Source organism: Streptococcus iniae (genome assembly GCF_030732225.1).
GTDB lineage: Bacteria > Bacillota > Bacilli > Lactobacillales > Streptococcaceae > Streptococcus > Streptococcus iniae.
Map to the genome: position 1 here is coordinate 637,951 of NZ_CP132230.1, position 17,349 is coordinate 655,299.

Annotated in this window: 15 protein-coding genes and 2 pseudogenes; 14 read left to right on the forward strand and 3 right to left on the reverse strand. The window is 35.3% G+C overall.

Translation table 11 applies throughout. From position 1 onward, the window contains the following. Nucleotides 1-23: 23 nt before the first annotated feature. The 5 genes and pseudogenes from Q9317_RS03190 (at nucleotide 24) to Q9317_RS03210 (ending at nucleotide 5,913) form a co-directional block, all read left to right on the forward strand. Nucleotides 24-698 carry a helix-hairpin-helix domain-containing protein gene (locus Q9317_RS03190; protein WP_003101119.1) on the forward strand — a complete coding sequence of 225 codons (675 nt, stop codon included), beginning with the start codon at nucleotides 24-26 and terminating at the stop codon, nucleotides 696-698. Further along, nucleotides 679-2,928, forward strand: a complete 2,250-nt coding sequence (locus Q9317_RS03195) for a DNA internalization-related competence protein ComEC/Rec2 (protein WP_172952520.1) — start codon at nucleotides 679-681, stop codon at nucleotides 2,926-2,928. The genes Q9317_RS03190 and Q9317_RS03195 overlap by 20 nt, the downstream gene beginning before the upstream one ends. 41 nt (nucleotides 2,929-2,969) lie before the next feature. After that, the gene (gene holA / locus Q9317_RS03200) at nucleotides 2,970-4,001 is read left to right on the forward strand and encodes a DNA polymerase III subunit delta (RefSeq protein WP_003101121.1); all 1,032 of its coding nucleotides are present in this window, start codon (nucleotides 2,970-2,972) and stop codon (nucleotides 3,999-4,001) included. Between the two features lie 105 nt (nucleotides 4,002-4,106). Then, nucleotides 4,107-4,715 (forward strand): superoxide dismutase SodA, encoded by a 609-nt coding sequence (sodA, locus tag Q9317_RS03205; RefSeq protein ID WP_003101122.1) that lies wholly within the window; start codon nucleotides 4,107-4,109, stop codon nucleotides 4,713-4,715. A gap of 115 nt (nucleotides 4,716-4,830) precedes the next feature. Then, nucleotides 4,831-5,913: pseudogene (locus tag Q9317_RS03210) on the forward strand (serine hydrolase). A gap of 18 nt (nucleotides 5,914-5,931) precedes the next feature. On the opposite strand, the gene Q9317_RS03215 reads toward Q9317_RS03210, so the two are convergent. Beyond that, nucleotides 5,932-7,128: a DUF3114 domain-containing protein gene (locus tag Q9317_RS03215; protein ID WP_003101124.1), complete on the reverse strand. Its 1,197-nt coding sequence runs from the start codon at nucleotides 7,126-7,128 to the stop codon at nucleotides 5,932-5,934. A gap of 6 nt (nucleotides 7,129-7,134) precedes the next feature. Then, a complete protein-coding gene (queA, locus tag Q9317_RS03220) occupies nucleotides 7,135-8,163 on the reverse strand; it encodes a tRNA preQ1(34) S-adenosylmethionine ribosyltransferase-isomerase QueA (protein ID WP_003101126.1) in 1,029 nt (342 codons plus the stop codon). A 189-nt stretch (nucleotides 8,164-8,352) separates the two neighbouring features. Between queA and nagB the strand changes: the two genes are divergently transcribed. From nagB to Q9317_RS03240, 4 genes are all read left to right on the forward strand, one after another. After that, entirely contained in the window at nucleotides 8,353-9,057 is a 705-nt protein-coding gene (nagB, locus tag Q9317_RS03225; RefSeq protein ID WP_003101128.1) for a glucosamine-6-phosphate deaminase, read from the forward strand. A gap of 68 nt (nucleotides 9,058-9,125) precedes the next feature. Beyond that, nucleotides 9,126-9,842 (forward strand): pseudouridine synthase, encoded by a 717-nt coding sequence (locus Q9317_RS03230; RefSeq protein WP_037583626.1) that lies wholly within the window; start codon nucleotides 9,126-9,128, stop codon nucleotides 9,840-9,842. A gap of 74 nt (nucleotides 9,843-9,916) precedes the next feature. Then, nucleotides 9,917-11,068 (forward strand): MFS transporter, encoded by a 1,152-nt coding sequence (locus Q9317_RS03235; protein ID WP_003101130.1) that lies wholly within the window; start codon nucleotides 9,917-9,919, stop codon nucleotides 11,066-11,068. A 72-nt stretch (nucleotides 11,069-11,140) separates the two neighbouring features. Then, a complete protein-coding gene (locus Q9317_RS03240) occupies nucleotides 11,141-11,353 on the forward strand; it encodes a competence protein CoiA family protein (RefSeq protein WP_121791499.1) in 213 nt (70 codons plus the stop codon). Between the two features lie 9 nt (nucleotides 11,354-11,362). Here the strand turns inward: Q9317_RS03240 and Q9317_RS03245 are convergent. Then, nucleotides 11,363-12,468, reverse strand: a protein-coding gene (locus tag Q9317_RS03245) for an IS3 family transposase (protein WP_089180059.1) whose coding sequence is annotated in 2 segments (ribosomal slippage) — nucleotides 11,363-12,192 and nucleotides 12,192-12,468 — 1,107 coding nt in all. Because the reading frame shifts where the segments join, the coding sequence is not laid out codon by codon here. A gap of 84 nt (nucleotides 12,469-12,552) precedes the next feature. Here Q9317_RS03245 and Q9317_RS03250 point away from each other — a divergent pair. The 5 genes and pseudogenes from Q9317_RS03250 to Q9317_RS03270 all read left to right on the forward strand — a co-directional run. Beyond that, nucleotides 12,553-13,299 (forward strand): annotated as a pseudogene (locus tag Q9317_RS03250) (competence protein CoiA family protein); the annotation flags it as partial. Nucleotides 13,300-13,324: 25 nt separating this feature from the next. After that, on the forward strand, nucleotides 13,325-15,127 hold the full coding sequence (gene pepF / locus Q9317_RS03255) for an oligoendopeptidase F (protein WP_003100091.1): 1,803 nt from the start codon (nucleotides 13,325-13,327) through the stop codon (nucleotides 15,125-15,127). A 1-nt stretch (nucleotide 15,128) separates the two neighbouring features. Further along, the gene (locus tag Q9317_RS03260; protein ID WP_003100092.1) at nucleotides 15,129-15,782 is read left to right on the forward strand and encodes an HAD-IA family hydrolase; all 654 of its coding nucleotides are present in this window, start codon (nucleotides 15,129-15,131) and stop codon (nucleotides 15,780-15,782) included. A gap of 35 nt (nucleotides 15,783-15,817) precedes the next feature. Beyond that, nucleotides 15,818-16,462, forward strand: coding sequence for an HAD family hydrolase (locus tag Q9317_RS03265; RefSeq protein ID WP_003100094.1), 645 nt, complete (start codon nucleotides 15,818-15,820; stop codon nucleotides 16,460-16,462). 170 nt (nucleotides 16,463-16,632) lie between these two features. Further along, entirely contained in the window at nucleotides 16,633-17,340 is a 708-nt protein-coding gene (locus tag Q9317_RS03270; RefSeq protein WP_003100096.1) for an O-methyltransferase, read from the forward strand. Nucleotides 17,341-17,349 lie beyond the last annotated feature (9 nt).

The following is a 17,349-nucleotide window of genomic DNA, read 5'->3' on the forward strand; positions in this document are numbered from 1 at the left end:
CGAATAAACAATTGAGGTGAAAAATGGAAGATTTATTCTTGAAAGTTAATAATTGGATTACTGAAAAATATACTCTAAGCAGACTAGTGACACTATTGCTTACACTAACTCTCATACTTATTGTCTTTTTTACGTTTTTTGGAAAACCAAAGGCTAATCAAGCAAAAGAAGAAAAATTAATACCCAAGTTCGAAAAAGTTGATCAAACAAGGACAGAGTCTCTAGACAGTAAGACTATTGAGAGTCAGGGAGAAGCTAACGAAATAGTTGTCGATGTCAAAGGTGCCGTTATGCACGAGGGAGTCTATCATCTTAAAGCAGGGAGTCGTGTTACGGATTTAGTTCAAATGGCAGGTGGGCTGAGTCCAGAAGCAGATCGTAATGCCTTAAATTTAGCAGAAAAATTATCTGATGCAAGCATGATTTACGTGGCTAAAAAAGGCGAAATAAATAGTTCAGAGCTAGTTCTCAAAGCTGCAGCATCTAGCTCTGATAAGCAAGACGAAAAAATTAATATTAACAAGGCCAGTGAGGCGGATTTGACAAAAATTCCAGGTGTCGGTCAAAAGCGGGCTCAAGAAATCATTGCAGAACGCGATAGACAAGGGGGTTTTAAAAGCATTGATGATTTGCTTAAAATTTCAGGAATTGGGCAAAAAACCTTGGATAAATTAAAAAATGACATCACTGTTGACTAAGTATTTTCCAATTGAACCCATACAATTTTCGTTCTTGCTGGTTTTCTTCTTCTATGCGATCTTTTGCCCCAGTCTTTTAAACTATTGTTTACTCGTTTTTTTTCTTTTTTTCTTGATTAAGCATTATGGCTTGAAACAGTTAGCTGTAGTTTTGATTATCTTGATTTGTAGCAGTCTCTATTTTTCAGGGCTTAAATACCATCAAAAGAGGCAGTTTCAGCATCAGCCAAACCATATTTCACGCATTGAGCTCCTCCCAGATACCATTAAGCTTAATGGTGATTTAGTGAGTTTCACAGGTCGCTATCACCATAACCATTACACTATTTTTTACAAACTTAAAACGAAGAAGGAACATGATTTTTTCAAGCGTAATACAGACTTTTTAACAATCACTTCTGATATCAAACTTGAAAAAGCAGAACAAGTCCGAAATTTTAATGGCTTTAATTATCGCTATTTTTTGAAAAACCAAGGTATCTATAGACTAGGAAAACTTAAAACGATTGAAAGCATTAGCTATTGTAGGCCCAAAAATATATATGACCAGTTTAAAGTCTTAAGGAGAAAAGTGATTGTTTGGTCATTGGAGGTTTTTCCTGAACCAATGTCTCATTATATGGCTGGTCTTTTATTTGGCTATTTAGACAAGTCTTTTGGAGAAATGACAACGATTTTTAACCAACTAGGTATTATTCATTTATTTGCTTTATCAGGTATGCATGTTTCTTTTTTTATCAAAAATTTTAGAAAACTATTAATCTTACTTGGCATTCCAAGAGACTTTTTCCCATTTTCTGAAGTTCTCTTTTCCTTTTTTTATGCTGCAATGACTGCTTATAGTGTTTCAGTTCTTAGGAGTTTGCTGCAAAAAAACCTCAATAATATAGGGATAAAAGGACTGACGAATTTAGCGGTGACCATTGTCATTATGTTTTTGATACACCCCTTTTTTCTCTTAACCGCAGGAGGTGTTCTTTCCTTTACCTATGCTTTTCTTTTAGGAATGATTAAAATTGAAGGGAAAAACTCCTTAAGAAATCAGTTGAAAAAATCTGTCATGCTATCACTAGCTGTTTTACCTGTCTTACTTAGCTTTTTTTCACAGTTTAATCCTTTAGCTATTGTTTTAACCTTTATTTGTGGTTTTTTATTTGATCAATTGATTCTACCTGGATTAACAGGAATATTTTTCCTTTCCCCTCTTTTAAATTTAGGTCTTGTCAACCCTGTTTTTCTTTTACTTGAACACTTATTAAAGCTTGTAAATTATTCCTTAGGAAAAGCAATCGTTTTTGGAACACCGAATCATTTCCAAGTCATGCTAATTAGTTTTTTAGTCGCTTTACTATATGACTATAGAACCATTTGGAAACCCACAAAGAAAGTTTGGATAGGTTTTCTTATTCTAGGAGTATTTTTAAGTCTAAAGTACCCATTAATAAATGAAGTTACTGTTATTGATGTTGGCCAAGGGGATAGTATTTTTGTCAGGGATATGACAAACCACACCCTTTTGATTGATGTTGGAGGTGTTCATTATAATCAAGGTAAGAAAGACTGGCAGAAACGTCATCAAAGCAGTAATGCAGCAAAAACCTTGATTCCCTATTTGAAATCAAGAGGTGTTTCATCAATTGACCAATTGCTTCTAACCCATACCGACACGGATCACGTAGGAGATATGGAAGAGGTTGCTAAAGCCTTCAGGATTAAAGAAATCTTAGTTAGTGCAGGAAGTTTGACTAATCAAGCTTTTGTGAACCGCCTTAAAAAAATGGCAATAAAGGTAAAACTTGTGATGGCAGGTGATACCCTTTCTATTATGGGAAGTCATTTGCAGGTCCTCTACCCTTGGGAAGAAGGCGATGGCAAGAATAATGACTCACTTGTATTGTATGGAAAGTTATTGAATCAGACTTTTCTCTTTACAGGAGACTTGGAACAAGCAGGTGAAGAAGCAATCATGAAGCATTATAAGCCTCTTAAAGTTGATGTTCTAAAGGCAGGTCATCATGGATCAAAAGGATCTTCTACAGAAAGCTTTATTGATGCATTGAATCCCCAAATTAGTCTCATATCAGCAGGAAAAAATAACAGTTATAAACACCCTCATAAAGAAACTATAGATAGATTTAACAGGAGAAATATTACTGTTTATCGAACAGACCAGCAAGGAGCAATTCGTTTTATAGGCTGGAAGAGGTGGCAGATTGAGACTAGCCGATAAAGAAACGCCGCTAAAAGCTAAGAAGATGGTATAATAAAGATATGATAGCTATTGAACAAATTGAAAAACTCAAAAAAGAAGATTTAGGCTTAATTACACTTATTACAGGTGAAGATATTGGCCAATACAGTCAGATGAAAGAACTCTTTATGAAAAGAATAGCTTTTGATAAGGACGATTTAACCTACTCTTACTTTGATTTATCAGAGTGCTCTTATCAAGATGCTGAAATGGATTTACTTAGTTTGCCTTTTTTTGCAGATGAAAAATATGTGGTGTTTGATAACTGTTTAGATATAACAACAAGCAAGAAATCTTACTTGAAAGACGCGGATTTAAAAGCATTTGAAGCTTATCTAGAACAGCCGCTTGAGACTAGCCGATTGATTATTTTTGCGCCTGGCAAATTGGATGGGAAACGTCGTTTAGTTAAACTTTTAAAAAGGGATGCAGAAGTACTAGAAGCTAATCTCTTAAAAGATGCTGAAGTGGTTTCATATTTTCAAACATATAGTCACAAACAAGGTCTTACTTTTGATAATGGGGTTTTTGATCAACTCATTTTAAAATCAAATGTTGACTTTAGTCAGATGATGAAAAACATAACCTTCTTAAAATCTTATAAAAAAGATGGTCATATTGTATTTGCAGATATTGATGAGGCAATCCCAAAGAGTTTACACGATAATATATTTGATTTAACACGCTTTGTTGGTCAAAAAAAGGTTACAGAAGCAAATAGTTTGGTCCATGATCTGAGATTATCTGGCGAAGATGAAATTAAGTTAATTGCAATTATGATTGGGCAATTTCGACTGTTGTTGCAAATTGCCTTATTGCTGCAAATGGGTAAAAATGAGCAACACATTATCGGAACCTTATCTGATTTATTTGGGCGTAAAGTGAACCCATATCAAGTTAAATATGCTATAAAAGATCTTAAAACAGTAAAAGTAAGTTTTTTAAAGGAAGCTATAAAAATCTTGATTGAGACAGACTATCAGATTAAAACAGGAGTTTACGAGAAAGATTACCTGTTTGATATTGCCTTATTAAAGTTAATGACATATTGAAAATAAAAAATCCACAGAACTCTTTTTAGCTCTAATCAAATTAGTTGAAAGCTCTCTCAAATTGCGTTACTATAGACTTATACTTAGGAAAAGAGGACAAAAACAATGGCTATTATTTTACCAGAACTTCCATATGCATATGATGCTTTAGAGCCACAATTTGATCAAGAAACAATGACACTTCATCATGATAAACACCATGCGACTTATGTTGCTAATGCTAATGCTGCCTTAGAAAAACACCCAGAAATTGGTGAAAACTTAGAGGAGCTCTTGGCAAATGTTGAGTCTATTCCAGCCGATATTCGTCAAGCTTTAATCAATAATGGTGGCGGACACTTGAATCATGCTTTGTTCTGGGAATTATTATCACCTGAGAAAACTGAAGTAACAAAAGAAGTTGCAAGTGCAATTGACCAAGCTTTTGGATCTTTTGATGCTTTTAAAGAACAATTTGCAGCAGCAGCAACTGGCCGTTTTGGTTCTGGTTGGGCTTGGTTAGTTGTTACTAAAGAAGGAAGTCTTGAAATTACTTCAACTGCAAATCAAGATACCCCTATTTCAGAAGGTAAGAAACCTATTTTAGCACTTGATGTTTGGGAGCATGCTTATTACCTTAACTACCGTAATGTTCGTCCAAACTACATCAATGCTTTCTTTGAAATCATTAACTGGAATAAAGTAGATGAATTATTTAAAGCTGCTAAAGCATAATTAGTGTAAAAGTCAAAAGCCAAATTTGGCTTTTTTTGTATGTTTATAAGATGTTTGCTTGATAAAAAATTAAATTGATATACAATATAATTATAGGAGAGTGACATAAAGACATATGAAAAAAATAAGGGAGATTAGAAAAGATAGACTTATCACGGGGATATGTTTACTGTTAGGACTTGTTGGCTTTATACAAACAGCCAAAGTTACTGACCATAAGGGTCAGCAGCAAAAAAACAAGACTAATCAAGTAAAAAAAGTTAGAGAACCGGCTAAAGTTCTACTGCCAAAGACGCGACAAAAAGAAAAGTCACAGCTGGCCAAGGAAGCTGTCATGCAAGAAGATTTTGCACGAATGAATGAACTTGGACTTTATTATGACTATGCCAATCTTAGTTTAGTTGATACTGTAAAAGCTTATTTGAAGGAATTTTCGATTTCGGAGGACCAAATTGCTTTTTCATACAAGGATTTGGAATCAGGTAAAACCTTCTCAATGAATGATACCCAGCCAATGACAGCGGGATCTACCTACAAATTACCCTTAAATATGTTGGTAGTAGATGACCTTGCTAAAGGAAAATTCACAATGGACGAGCGGTTTGATATTACACAGACCACATATGAATATGAAAATGAGCATCTAGCTTATGTTGGCCAATTTTCAGGTGCAATGAGCATTCCAGAAATGCAGGAATATTCGCTACTGTATTCTGAAAATACGCCAGCATATGCCCTAGCAGAGAGAGTTGGAGGCTTAGATAAAGCTTTTCAAAAAATGTCAAAATATGGACAGTCAAAAGCTGATATCAAAACGATTCAAAGACAAGGAAATAAGACCACTTCAGATTATTATCTTCAAGTTTTAGACTACCTTTGGACAAAGCAAGAGAAGTATAAAGACCTTTTATACTACATCGGAGAATCTTTTCCAAATCAATATTAAAAAACTTATTTACCTGATTTAATAATCTATCAAAAACCTGGCTATGTTGGGGAAGCACTGAATGTTGATGCGATTGTTCTAGAAGAAAGTCCATACTTAATTGCTCTTTATACAGCTTATTTGGGAGGTTCCACAGAGCAATCTGAAGAAATCAGTAGTCTAGGCTATAATCAATTGGTTGCGTTAACCTATGTTATTAATCAATGGCATCGTGTCAATCACAATAGTGAAAGTAAAAAGGAGACATCTTAGAAAGATGCTCCTTTTTATTTAGGGATGAATAGCATTTTGATAATGCCGCAGTAATTTTCGGAATTTTTTTAATGCAGCTCTAGTTAGCTGACTGGAAGATTTCCCATTCCGGCTATAGATTGGGTTGTTGGCATCTTCTTGTTGATCTAAATCGGGTTCAAGAAATTTGCCATCAGCTTCAGTCATAGCTTTTTTAATAAAAATGGGGTCTAAACGATCGATTAATTCGACATCTAACTTATAATGCAGCTCGTTGTTGCTATTTGCATAATTAAAGCTAGCTCCGTTAACTAGACTGTTGCGATCGCTGTGCTGATTATCAAGTGGTGACAAAAATTGACCTTCTTCAGAAAGAATAAACTCTGAGTGGAAATTAACCAAAACCTTGTAATTGTTCTGGGGAATGTTATCCGAGTAAAGTGGTAATTGATTTCCAAGGTCCGCTACTTTATTGTGGTAGCGTGAGGATTCATAAAGGCTGTATTGGTCTTTTTCTAAACTGGCTAAATATTTTGCAAAAGCTTGAGCATCAGTTTCTCCTTTTTTCTGATAAAAACGGCGCACCCATTGACTTTGTTGAGCAGAAATGAGGTAACGTAATTGATGAATGTTTTGGTTAAAAGGGCTATAGGCAACTTGACTTAAGTCATTGTAATTCAGTTGTACCAAAAAGGCCAACTGATCCCAAAATGGATCGGTCGGAGACAAATCTGCATCAAACCTCTGCATCAATTGTTCAGCTTCTTTTTTACGATTAGTGATTTCATCAGGTAATTTGAGGTACTTTAAAAGTAGCTGTAAATCTCTATGTGCTTGACGTGGTGTTGCTGCCTTATCTTGTAAGGACCAGAGTTGTTTGAACTTTTCTGAGCCGACAATTTGAAGGCTTTGATAATTATTTTTGAAATCTTTTGCTTTACTCGTGACAGCTAAGCGGTTGATAAACCCTTTTTGAATAGCTTGATTTGTCCAACCATCTTCTTCTAATTGTTTGGCATAAATCAAAATATGGCGTCGAAGTGCTTCTTTAGCAGATGTTTTTAAGGTTTGACTGTTATGATGTGATGCTTGATAATGCAAGTAATAATCATTGTAGGCTTCATGTGCTCTATTAAAAGCTATACGGTTTTGTTCTTTTTTTATGATGGGGATGAGTTGGTAGCTGATTAGTGGCAGTAGGACTATAATGATTAGGAAATAATATCTTTTTTTCATTGTTTTTTAGTGTACAAACATAGCATCCCCAAAACTAAAGAATCGGTATTTTTCATTAACTGCGTGTTTATAAGCTTCAAGGACGAATTCACGACCTGCAAAAGCTGAAACAAGCATTACTAAAGTCGATTTTGGTAAATGGAAATTGGTAGAAAATGCGTCAACGACAGTAAAGTGATAGCCTGGTTTAATAAAAATATTAGTCCAACCAGAATCAGCCTTGATATCCCCATTAAACTTGCTACCGATGGTTTCAAGTGTTCGAATAGAAGTCGTTCCAACAGCAACAACACGTCCTCCTTTTGCTTTAACTTCTCGAAGAGTTTGTGCAGCTTCTTGTGATAAACTGTAAAATTCAGAATGCATTTCATGGTTATCAACATCATCAACTGATACCGGCCTAAAAGTACCAAGGCCAACGTGGAGTGTTAAGTAAACCAAATGTACCCCTTTGGCTTTGATTCTGTCAAGAAGATCATTGGTAAAGTGAAGACCTGCAGTAGGAGCGGCAGCTGAGCCATTTTCTTTGGCGTAGACAGTTTGGTAACGTTCAGAATCGTCTAGTTTTTCATGGATATATGGTGGTAATGGCATTTCGCCTAAACTTTCTAAAACTTCTAGGAAAATACCTTGGTAAGAAAATGAAACAATGCGGCCACCGTGTTCCAACTCTTTGACCACAGTAGCTTGAAGACGACCGTCTCCAAAGGTGATTTGACTGCCAACTTTCAGGCGTTTAGCAGGCTTAGCTAGAACTTCCCATTGGTCAGCTTCCGTGTTTTTTAACAGAAGAAGTTCAACATGACCATGAGTGTCAATTTTTTCGCCGTGAAGACGAGCTGGAAGGACACGCGTATTGTTCATGACCAATGCATCTCCTGGATTTAAGTAATCAATGAGATGATCAAAATGGCTATCTTTCATGCTTTTGTCTTTAGTGTTTAATAGCAATAGTTTTGAACTGTCCCGTTGTTCAAGTGGGGTTTGAGCAATCAGCTCCTCAGGTAAATCAAAATCAAAATCATTAGTATTCATTAGGGCTCCTTTTATTATATGACTAAAAATAGATGTCTCTAGCCTGAAATAAATCTTAACTATTATAACATGCTCTAGATAAAGAGTCATTAGAATGCTATGTAAAAAATAAAAATCAAGGGCTTGACAAAAATTGGTCTATACCATACAATGAAGATATCAAAAGGTCTATACCAATAAGGAGGAAATATGAAAGTCATTAAAGTACAAAATCAAGAAGAAGGTGGCAAAGTTGCTTACACATTGTTAAAAGAAAGTCTTGCTAGAGGGGCTAAAACATTAGGTTTAGCAACGGGAAGTACACCAGTTACTTTTTATCAAGAAGTTGTTAAAAGTACCATGGATTTTTCTGAAATGACCAGTATTAACCTGGATGAATATGTTGGACTCCCAGTTGAAAATGACCAAAGCTATGATTACTTTATGAGAGATCATCTTTTTAATCATAAACCATTCAAAGAAAACTTCCTGCCAAATGGTTTGGCTGAAAACCTTGATCAAGAAGTCAAACGCTATGATCAGGTCATTGCTGAGCATCCTATTGATTTCCAAATTTTAGGGATTGGTCGTAATGGGCACATTGGTTTCAATGAACCAGGTACATCGTTTGAGATGACAACGCATGTCGTTGATTTAGAAGCATCTACTATTGAAGCTAATAGTCGTTTCTTTGCCAGTGTCGATGCTGTTCCTAAACAGGCTATCTCAATGGGAATTGCTTCAATTATGAAGTCAAAAGAAATTGTTTTATTGGCTTTTGGAGAAGAAAAAGCAGAGGCTGTTAAAGCTATGATTACTGGCCCTGTTACAGAAGAATTGCCTGCAAGTGTCCTTCAAAAACATGAAGCAGTATATGTCATTGTTGATGAGGCAGCAGGAGCATTGCTAGATTAAGAATAGAAAGAATAGGTGTCACTGTTAATTAATGCCGTGGCATCTATTTTTTATGTTACACTTATTCTATGAGATTAGATAAATTGTTAGAAATGTCAGCTGTTGGCTCTAGAAATCAGGTTAAAAAGATAATTAAGGCACATGGTGTTGTGGTTGATGGAAATATCGCAAAATCTGGAAGTCAAAATGTTGATCCTGGTCTACAAACAATCCTTGTTAATGACAAACAAATACATTTTTTTCCAGCAACTTATTTGCTCGTCAACAAGCCACAAGGAGTTGTTTCAGCGCGGTCAGATGCAAAGCATAAAACAGTAATTGATTTAATTGGGGAAGAAGATTTTGTTGAGGGGCTATACCCTGTTGGACGTTTAGATAGAGATACGGAAGGACTCGTTTTAGTAACAAATAATGGGCCATTGGGTTTTCGAATGCTTCATCCGAAACACCATGTTACTAAGGAATATTTTATAAAAGTTAATGGTCTATTAGGAGATGACGCGGTTGCATTTTTTGATAAAGGCGTTGCATTTTTAGATGGGACAAGATGTCAACCGAGTAAACTGAGGATTATCCAGCAAGGAGAGGAGGAATCTTCAGCATATTTAACCATTTCAGAAGGCAAATTCCATCAGGTTAAAAAGATGTTTTTAAGCTACGGTTTAAAAGTGACTTATTTGAAACGTACAGCATTTGATGCCTTAAAATTAAATGATCTTAAAGTAGGCTGTTATAGACAATTGACAGACACTGAAAAAGAAGTGATTAAGCAGTTTTTGCAATAAGTAATTCAGATTTCTTGACCAGACTTAAAAGTGCTTATATACTTGTAAAGTAATATTTTACAAGGAGATTAGTTATGAAAAATACATTGTCTAGAAAATTGGCTATTTTGTCAATTTCTATTTTCCTCATGTCCCATTTGGCTATTGCCCCTGCAATTCCAAAGTTATATGAACTCTATCATGGAAGTAATCCTAATTTAGGATTAGCATCTGTAGAAAGTCTAGTTACAATCCCAGCAATGATGATTACCTTATTTGTTATTTTAAGTAATTTCGTTGTTGCAAAATTAGGCAAGAAAAAGACAATCCAAATTGGTTTGATTCTCATTCTTTTCTCAGGGATTGTTTCTTTTTTTACAACACAGTTTACCTTGGTATTGATTTGCCGTTTGCTACTTGGTGTTGGTATTGGACTTTATAATTCCCTCTCAATCAGTATTCTTAGTGATTATTACGAAGGTGATGAGCGTGCTAGTATGATTGGTTTTAGAACTGCAACACTAAATATTGGTAAAGCTTTAACAACTTTCTTAGTTGGTTTTGCCTTATTAATTGGTGTTAATTATACTTTCCTTGTCTACCTCCTAGTGATTCCTGTTTATCTTTTCTTTTCGAAATATGTTATTGAAACAGAAAATCAGATTGTCCCAATTAAAGCTGCAAGTATTTTCAATAAAACTGTTGCTCTTTTAATGCTCATTACTTTTTTTGTTGGAATAAGTTATATTGGGGCAACCATTAAAATCCCTAGTTTATTAGTTAATCACTATCACTATAGCAGTTTCTTTGCAAGTAATGTCTTAACTCTTTTGGCTGTTAGTGGTATTTTAATTGGACTTGTTTTTGGGCAATTGACAAAACTTTTTCAAGAAAGAACAATGCTTTTCATGATTGTATTAATGGGATTAGGAAATCTTTTCTTTAGTTTTGCTAACCATTCATTCTTATTTTTCCTTGGTGCTCTTTTTATTGGTGCAAGTTTTGTAGGTACCATGTCTTCTGTCTTTTATGTCATTGCAAAGCATTTTAAAGGTGAGCATAATAACTTTGTGACCAGTTTAGCCCTAACAGCAGGGAATATTGGTGTTATTGTGACACCATTAATCCTTACAAAGTTACCAACGGCAATGCATCTTGAAACTTTTATTACACCATTTTATATTACAAGTGGTTTAATGTTAGTTAATGTTCTTATTTACTTCATGCTAGAAAAAAATTTAAAATAAAGTTATAAAGTTATCTGAAAAGATAGCTTTTTTTCGAATAAATATGTGAGGACTTTTAGTGAGAGGATAAACATGTTAAGAGCTATAGATAAAAACGGACAGTTAGTAAACTTATTAGATAGCCTACCTTCGAAACAGGAATTTAGGTGCCCAGCTTGTAATGGCCAAGTCGTCTTGAGAATTGGTACTGTGGTTAGGCCATATTTTGCTCATTTACGTTTAAAAGACTGTTATTTAGCAAGTGACAATGTGAAAAGGCAACGCTTTTCTGTACAACATTTATAAAGTGTTTTTCTAGGCAATTAATCTTTTAGTCATTGGTGTTTGGTAGTTGAGACTACCATGAATGCGGTGGTAATTCCACCAATGAACATAGTCTTTAGTCTTAAGAACTAGTTCTTCCAGCGATTGAAAGGTTTCTTGATAAACAAATTCAATTTTGAAAGCACGATACGTACTTTCAGCTACGGCATTGTCATAAGGACAACCAGCCTGACTAAGCGAACGTGTGATTCCAAAGGCTTCCAATATTTCATCAATTAACTGATTATCAAACTCTTTGCCACGATCTGAATGGAACATCTTGACTTTGGTCAGGGCGTAAGGGATGCTTTGTATGGCTTGCTTAACGAGTTCAGCGGTCTTGTGCCAACCAAGAGACAGGCCGATGATTTCACGGTTGTATAGGTCAATGATGAGGCAAACATAAGCCCAACGATTGCCTACACGAACATAGGTTAAGTCAGTGACTAAGGCTTGTAGTGGTCTTTCTTGCTTAAACTGCCTGTCTAAGTGGTTGGGAATAGGGGCTTCATTCTTGCCTCTAGAATGTGGTTTGAAGGTGGCTTTCTGATAAACAGAAACCAAATTGAGTCGCTTCATAATGCGTCGAATCCGACGCCGTGAAAGTGTGATACCTTCGTTATTCAAGCATATTTTGATTTTTCTGGATCCGTATCTGGACTCGCTCTCGAGGAAAATTCTTTTAATAGTTTCTTCAAACTCCGTTTCAGATACTGACTCCACGGCTTGATAGTAATAACTTGAGCGTGGCATATTCAGCCAGCGACACATCTTTGAAATGCTGTATTTAGCCTTATTAGCAGTGATTATTTCCCTTTTTGTGCCATAATCACTGCCGCTTGCTTTAGGATATCTAATTGCATTTCGAGTTCTTTATTGTGTTTCCTGAGTTCAATTAGCTCCCGCTGTTCATCTGTCAGATTATCAACAGACTTGAATGAACCAGTTGTTTTGGCTTGTCTAACCCACTTATCGAAGGTGGAAGGGGTTAGCTCGTATTCCTTGATGAGGCTGCTACGCTTTCTACCAGCATTGTAAAGGTCCACAATTTGTTGCTTAAAATCATCGGTGAAGTGACGACGTACTTTTCTAGACATGGTTTTTCTCCCGTTTTTCTTAAGTGTAGAACACTTTATAATTTCTGTCTAGTTTAGTGTAACCTATTCAATGAATCTGAGGAGCATTTATCCTTAAAAGCAAAACTTTACCAGTCTTTATCTAGCAATCAAACAGTTGAGGTGGAAGCATTTATTCCTGAAATCAGTCAAGTTGCAGATCTTTTAGTGAATCATAAATTAGTACTTGAGGTTCAGTGTAGCTCTTTACCCTTGCCTCGTTTAATCAGAAGGAGTCAATCTTATCAGGAAAATGGGTATCAAGTAAGGTGGTTATTAGGGAAAAAATTATGGTTACAGAAACGTTTAACGGCTTTGCAAAAACAAATGCTTTATTTTAGCTGGCAATTGGGCTTTCATTTATGGGAGTTGGATTTAGAAGGTAATCAGATCAGATTAAAATTTTTAATGCATGAGGATCTCTTTGGTAACGTACACTATAGGGAACAGACTTGCAGTTTAGATGGAGATCTCATGGCTTTTTTTCGTTTGCCTTATAGAATTCAAAACTATCTGACCTTTAGTGTTGCTATGGATAAGTCAGTCTTGAAAAAGATTCAAAAATCCTTACTAAGGCGTGAGAAAAAGTGGATGCTTAGACAAGAAGAGGCGTATTTACAAGGGGATAACATTCTTCAAAAAAAATGGAGTGATTTTTACCCACAGCTTTTACCAGTGACCTCACAGTTAGGTTTTTGTCAAATTAGTCAGGATTTGAGCAACTATTACAAACACTTTGAACATTATTATAAGAATATAAGCAATAATACGGTGCAAACGCTTCATCCTCCCTACTTTTATGTTAAAATATGAAGGTATAGAATTTTAGGAGGATATTATGTCAGATAATCGTAGCCATTTAGAAGAAAAATATACTTGGGATTTAAGCACTATTTTTGCTAGTGATAGAGACTGGGAAATGGAGCTTAATGTACTTGTTAAGCAAGTAGAAGAAGCTAAAAAATGGGCAGGACATTTAGTAGAGTCTGCTAGTAATTTATTAACTATTACTGAGATTGAGTTGGACTTGTCACGAAGAATTGAGACTGTCTATGTCTATGCTCATATGAAAAATGACCAGGATACTACTGTAGCCAAATATCAAGAATACCAAGCAAAAGCATCGGCTTTATATGCTAAATTTAGTGAAGTCTTTTCATTTTATGAACCAGAATTTATGGCACTTGAAGCAGATAAGTTTCAACAATTCCTTAAAGAAGAATCAAAATTAAATGATTATAGACATTTCTTTGACAAACTGTTACATAGTAAAAAGCATGTTTTGTCTCAAGCAGAAGAAGAGCTATTGGCTGGTGCACAAGAAATTTTTAATGGTGCTGAAGAAACATTTAGTATTTTTGACAATGCCGATGTGATTTTTCCAACAGTTATGGATGACAAAGGCCAAGAAGTGGAAATCACGCATGGAAACTTTATCAGTTTGATGGAATCCAAAAACCGTAAGGTGCGTCAAGATGCTTATGAAGGTCTTTATAGTACCTATGAACAATTCCAACACACTTATGCTAAAACATTGCAAACAAATGTTAAGGTTCAAAATTTCAAAGCACGTGTTCATAAATATGATTCAGCTCGTCATGCAGCTATGTCAGCAAACTTTATTCCAGAATCTGTTTATGATACTCTTCTAACAGCAGTTCATAAGCATTTGCCACTGTTACATCGTTATTTAAAGCTACGCCAGGAAATTCTCGGTCTTAATCAGTTAAAAATGTATGATGTCTACACGCCACTTTCTGCAACAGATTTATCGATTCCTTATGATCAAGCTATTGAAAAAGCAGAAAAAGTCTTATCTATTTTTGGTGACGAATATGCTAAACATGTTCATCATGCTTTTGCAGATCGTTGGATTGATGTGCATGTTAATAAAGGAAAACGTTCAGGTGCCTATTCAGGTGGTTCATATGATACGAATGCCTTTATGCTCTTGAATTGGCAAGATAATTTGGATAATATGTTTACTCTGGTTCACGAGACTGGTCATAGTTTACATTCAACCTTTACTCGTCAAACACAGCCTTATGTTTATGGTGATTATAGTATTTTCTTGGCGGAGATTGCTTCAACGACTAATGAAAATATTCTGACAGAAGCTTTATTGAATGAGGTAGAAGACGACAAAGAGCGTTTTGCAATTTTAAATCATTATCTTGATGGTTTCCGTGGAACTGTTTTCCGTCAGACACAATTTGCTGAATTTGAACATGCTATTCATCAAGCAGATCAAAATGGACAAGTGCTTACAAGTGAATTCCTTAACACCCTTTATGCTGATTTAAATGAAAAGTATTATGGCTTATCTAAAGAAGACAACCATTTTATTCAATACGAATGGGCTCGTATTCCTCATTTCTATTACAATTACTATGTTTACCAATATGCAACTGGCTTTGCTGCGGCTAGCTATTTAGCCAATAAAATTGTTCATGGTGAGCAAGAAGACATAAACCGTTATTTAGACTATCTTAAAGCTGGAAATTCGGATTACCCATTAAATGTTATTGCTAAGGCTGGTGTTGATATGACGAATGAGACTTACCTTAACGAAGCATTTGCAGTTTTTGAGGAACGTTTAACTGAACTTGAAAAACTGGTTGAAAAAGGTGCGCATTTGTAAGATGGCGCTAAGAAATAAAGCATTTCCCTTAGCAAATTTTATTTGGGATTTTGATGGTACCTTGGTTGAGTCCTATGAAGCAATTATTGAGGTTTTAAACTTGCTTTACGATAATTATCAGTTGCCTTTTGACCTTAATGGTGTAAGTGATTTTATCATTGAGAACTCTATAGGTGAGCTTTTAGAACAGTTGTCTAAAGAGCATGGCTTGCCCCTTTTAACATTAAAAATCTTCTTTAATCATGAGCAAGAAGCGCGTGATCATATGATTAGCTTAATGCCAGGAGCTAAAGACCTTCTAGATTATGCTACAGGCAAAGGCATAAGACATTTTATCATCACTCATAAAGGCAGTACAACTGAGCAAGTTCTTACGAGATTAGGAATTAAACAATACTTTACAGAAGTTATCACAGCAGCTTCTGGGTTTGCAAGAAAACCAGATTCAGAATCTTTTGATTATCTTTTGAAAAAATACAAACTTGATAAAAGTCAGACCTTTTATATCGGTGATCGGCCTTTAGACAGAGAATTTGCTGAAAATTCTAAAGTAATGTCAATTAATCTAAGAGAAGCCTCATCGGAAAAAAATATAGCCATTAATGACTTAAGTGATATCAAAGTGATTATCGACCAAAATATTATCTCTAAGTAAAGTAATAGGGATTTCCTTAATAGAAAATGGTGATTATGCGTAAAGTTATTATTTTTGATATGGACGGTGTTATCGTTGATTCAGAATATACCTTTTTATCCAGTAAAACACAAATGCTTTTGGATCGAGGTATTGATACTGATGAGACTTACCAATACCAATTTATGGGAACAACGTTTCCTTTTATGTGGCAGGTCATGAAAAAAGAGTTCCAATTAGAGGATTCGGTTGATGATTTGATTTCGGAAATGAATGACAGGCGTGAACAAATGATTGCTCGAGATGGTATTCAACCCATTAAAGGTGTTGTAGCGTTTATTAAAAAGTTACAGGAAAAGCAATACCGTTTAGCTCTGGCTTCATCTTCACCAAAATCAGACATTCTGAGGAATTTAGCTGAACTGGGAATTTTAGATGCTTTTGAAGTTAAGGTTAGTGGTGAAGAAGTTAAACAGTCTAAACCAGAGCCGGATATCTTTTTAAGAGCAGCAGCATTAATGGATGTTAAAGCAGAGGATTGTATCGTTTTTGAAGACACTAAAAATGGTAGTCGTGCAGCAAAGTCTGCTCAAATGACCTGTATTGGCTTTGCAAACCCTGATTATCCACTGCAAGATTTATCAGCTTGTGATGCTATTATTACAGGATTTTCGGAAGCTTTTAACTTAATTGAACAATAGACTGTAAAAAACTTCAAGCTAGCTTTTTTCGCTTGCTGAACGCATCAATTGTGGTTCTTTTTGAGGAGTCTTTATTGAATGTTATGACAATCAATAAAACTGTAAAAAAATGAAAGCCTATTGTATCAACATTCTTGACACTTTCTGACAGTCTGTGATATGCTAGCGTCATGGTTAAATCATATAGTAAAAATGCAAATCACAATATGCGTCGTCCTGTTGTGAAAGAAGAAATAGTTCGTTTTATGCGTCATCACCAAATGAAAACGAGTGGGCATTTGGCTGACATTGAGGCCTTTGCTCGCCAGGAAAATATTCCAATTATTCAGCACGAAGTTGTTTCTTATTTTCGAGTCCTTCTGCAGTCCTTGCAGCCAAAGCGAATTTTAGAAATAGGAACAGCAATTGGTTTTTCAGCTTTGCTAATGGCAGAAAATGCACCAGAAGCAGAAATTGTTACCATTGATCGCAATCCTGAGATGATTGCATTTGCCAAAGAGAATTTTGCCAAATATGACAAGAAAAAACAAATCACCTTATTAGAGGGAGATGCAGCGGATGTCTTGTCACAATTAGATCAAACATTTGATTTTGTGTTCATGGATTCAGCTAAATCTAAATACATTGTTTTCTTACCAGAAATTCTTAAACATCTGCAGGTTGGTGGTCTTATCATATGTGATGACGTCTTTCAAGGCGGGGATATTGCAAAACCTATCGAGGAAGTTCGCCGAGGTCAGCGTACAATTTACAGAGGATTACATCAACTGTTTGAAGCTACACTGGACAATCCGAGTCTTTCTGCAAGTCTCATTCCGCTTAGTGATGGATTGCTTATGGTCAGAAAAAATAGTGATAATGTAAGACTATCAGATTAAGTATTGTTT

Bases quoted from the DNA above. Each gene is read 5' to 3' on its own strand.
- Q9317_RS03215 (WP_003101124.1), bottom strand. From the start codon at position 7,128: ATGAAAAAAAGATATTATTTCCTAATCATTATAGTCCTACTGCCACTA.
- Q9317_RS03195 (WP_172952520.1), top strand. From the start codon at position 679: ATGACATCACTGTTGACTAAGTATTTTCCAATTGAACCCATACAATTT.
- Q9317_RS03270 (WP_003100096.1), top strand. From the start codon at position 16,633: ATGGTTAAATCATATAGTAAAAATGCAAATCACAATATGCGTCGTCCT.
- Q9317_RS03260 (WP_003100092.1), top strand. From the start codon at position 15,129: ATGGCGCTAAGAAATAAAGCATTTCCCTTAGCAAATTTTATTTGGGAT.
- Q9317_RS03230 (WP_037583626.1), top strand. From the start codon at position 9,126: ATGAGATTAGATAAATTGTTAGAAATGTCAGCTGTTGGCTCTAGAAAT.
- holA (WP_003101121.1), top strand. From the start codon at position 2,970: ATGATAGCTATTGAACAAATTGAAAAACTCAAAAAAGAAGATTTAGGC.
- Q9317_RS03265 (WP_003100094.1), top strand. From the start codon at position 15,818: ATGCGTAAAGTTATTATTTTTGATATGGACGGTGTTATCGTTGATTCA.
- Q9317_RS03240 (WP_121791499.1), top strand. From the start codon at position 11,141: ATGTTAAGAGCTATAGATAAAAACGGACAGTTAGTAAACTTATTAGAT.
- queA (WP_003101126.1), bottom strand. From the start codon at position 8,163: ATGAATACTAATGATTTTGATTTTGATTTACCTGAGGAGCTGATTGCT.
- nagB (WP_003101128.1), top strand. From the start codon at position 8,353: ATGAAAGTCATTAAAGTACAAAATCAAGAAGAAGGTGGCAAAGTTGCT.
- pepF (WP_003100091.1), top strand. From the start codon at position 13,325: ATGTCAGATAATCGTAGCCATTTAGAAGAAAAATATACTTGGGATTTA.
- Q9317_RS03235 (WP_003101130.1), top strand. From the start codon at position 9,917: ATGAAAAATACATTGTCTAGAAAATTGGCTATTTTGTCAATTTCTATT.
- sodA (WP_003101122.1), top strand. From the start codon at position 4,107: ATGGCTATTATTTTACCAGAACTTCCATATGCATATGATGCTTTAGAG.
- Q9317_RS03190 (WP_003101119.1), top strand. From the start codon at position 24: ATGGAAGATTTATTCTTGAAAGTTAATAATTGGATTACTGAAAAATAT.